At 38.5% G+C, this 1,752-nt stretch carries 3 protein-coding genes and 1 pseudogene; all 4 read left to right on the top strand.

Translation table 11 applies throughout. The features are described 5' to 3' along the window. Positions 1 to 99: pseudogene (locus CD138_RS12385) on the top strand (phage head morphogenesis protein); the annotation flags it as partial. A gap of 3 nt (positions 100 to 102) precedes the next feature. Continuing rightward, positions 103 to 336 carry a hypothetical protein gene (locus CD138_RS12380; RefSeq protein ID WP_019169514.1) on the top strand — a complete coding sequence of 78 codons (234 nt, stop codon included), beginning with the start codon at positions 103 to 105 and terminating at the stop codon, positions 334 to 336. Positions 337 to 439: 103 nt separating this feature from the next. Next, entirely contained in the window at positions 440 to 1,030 is a 591-nt protein-coding gene (locus CD138_RS12375; RefSeq protein WP_019169513.1) for a phage scaffolding protein, read from the top strand. 21 nt (positions 1,031 to 1,051) lie between these two features. Then, on the top strand, positions 1,052 to 1,752 hold a 701-nt coding region (locus tag CD138_RS12370; protein WP_019169512.1), incomplete at its 3' end, for a N4-gp56 family major capsid protein.

The raw sequence follows: 1,752 nt of genomic DNA, 5'->3' as shown, positions 1-1,752 counted from the left end.
CCTGGTGTAATGCGTGTGCGTAATGACGATGGAACAACAGAAGTAATCCCGCATATGACCTATCGTGAGTGGGAGAAGATGAAACGTAAAGGTGGTTAAACAATGGAACGCAATACAGTGAATATTGATTTAGAAGATTACAACGTCTTGCTTATTAAAGCTGAAAAATACGATGCTTTACCGAAGCAAAAGAAATCGGAATTTGGTTCAGATTACGATGTTATAGCTTCCTATAGTCCTGATACTTGTTTTATAGAAGTAGAAGGCGATGTAGACTACAATAAATTCAAAGAGTATAGAAATAATGTTAAAAAAATGGTGATTAATTTTAAATAGCTAGCAATCTAATGCTCGACCTCAGCACGTCGTTAAACTGCTTCTTTTTATACAAAATTCTTCGTGGCGTTGCACGTAAAACTCGTAAAAAGGAGTAGTTTAAATGGATTTAAAATCATTACTAGAGCAATTTAAAAACGGTGAAGTTGATGAACAGAAAGTTTTAGACGCTTTTGATGAATCTCAATCCGGAATGGTACCACGTTCTCGTCTTAATGATAAGAATGCCGAGATTAAAGATTTAAAAGCAGAAATCACTAACCGCGATGAACAAATTGCAAACTTAGAAAAATCTGTGGAAAACGAAAGCGAGATTCAAAAAGAACTCGATAAAGTCAAACAAGAAAATGCAGATTGGCAAACTAAGTATGAAGAGACACAACTGAATAACGCTATCAAATTAGCGGTTGCTAAAGATGCAAATGACGCTAATGATGTTCTCTTGATGCTCGACAAGAGTAACCTTGAACTTCAAGAAGATGGCACTGTTAAAGGTTTAGAAGATGCAGTAAAAGCACTGCAAGAGTCTAAACCTTATTTATTTGCAGAACAAAAGCCAACAGGACGTACACCTAACGAAGGTGACAATGTTTCAGGTGGTGTTACACAAGAGCAGTTTGACAGCATGAGTGTAAGCCAACGTACTGAGCTTTATTTAAACGACAGAGAAACGTACGAGAAATTAGTAAACTAAAAAAAGAAAGAGGTATAAAATATGGCACAAGGTATGACAAAGTTAAATACACAGGTGGTACCAGAAGTATTAGCGCCTATGATGCAAGCGGAGTTAGATAAGAAATTACGTTTTGCATCGTTTGCAGAAATTGACAACACATTAAAAGGACAACCGGGAGACACATTAACATTCCCGGCTTTTATTTACAGTGGTGACGCACAAGTGGTGGCTGAGGGTGAAAAAATCCCTACTGACATCCTTGAAACTAAAAAGCGTGAAGCTAAAATCCGAAAAGTCGCAAAAGGTACATCAATTACTGATGAGGCATTACTTTCGGGTTACGGAGACCCTCAAGGGGAACAAGTACGTCAACATGGTTTAGCGCATGCTAACAAAGTTGACAATGATGTGCTAGAAGCGTTGATGGGTGCAAAATTAACTGTCGAAGCGGATATTACTAAGTTGAACGGCTTACAATCAGCTATTGACAAGTTTAACGACGAAGATTTAGAGCCTATGGTGTTGTTCGTCAACCCATTAGACGCCGGAAAATTACGTGGTGATGCAGCTGCAAACTTTACGCGTGCGACTGAATTAGGCGACAACATCATTGTGAAAGGCGCGTTTGGTGAAGCGTTGGGAGCTGTTATCGTACGTTCAAACAAACTTGAACAAGGTACATCCATCTTGGCTAAAAAAGGTGCGGTTAAGTTAATCACAAAACGTGAGTTCTTCTTAGA

The organism is Staphylococcus intermedius NCTC 11048, assembly GCF_002902385.1.
GTDB lineage: Bacteria > Bacillota > Bacilli > Staphylococcales > Staphylococcaceae > Staphylococcus > Staphylococcus intermedius.
Note: the sequence above shows the minus strand (reverse complement) of the source record. Positions and strands in the feature narration are given on the sequence as shown.

Excerpts from the sequence above, each read along its gene's own strand:
- CD138_RS12380 (WP_019169514.1), top strand. The coding sequence starts at position 103 with ATGGAACGCAATACAGTGAATATTGATTTAGAAGATTACAACGTCTTG.
- CD138_RS12375 (WP_019169513.1), top strand. The coding sequence starts at position 440 with ATGGATTTAAAATCATTACTAGAGCAATTTAAAAACGGTGAAGTTGAT.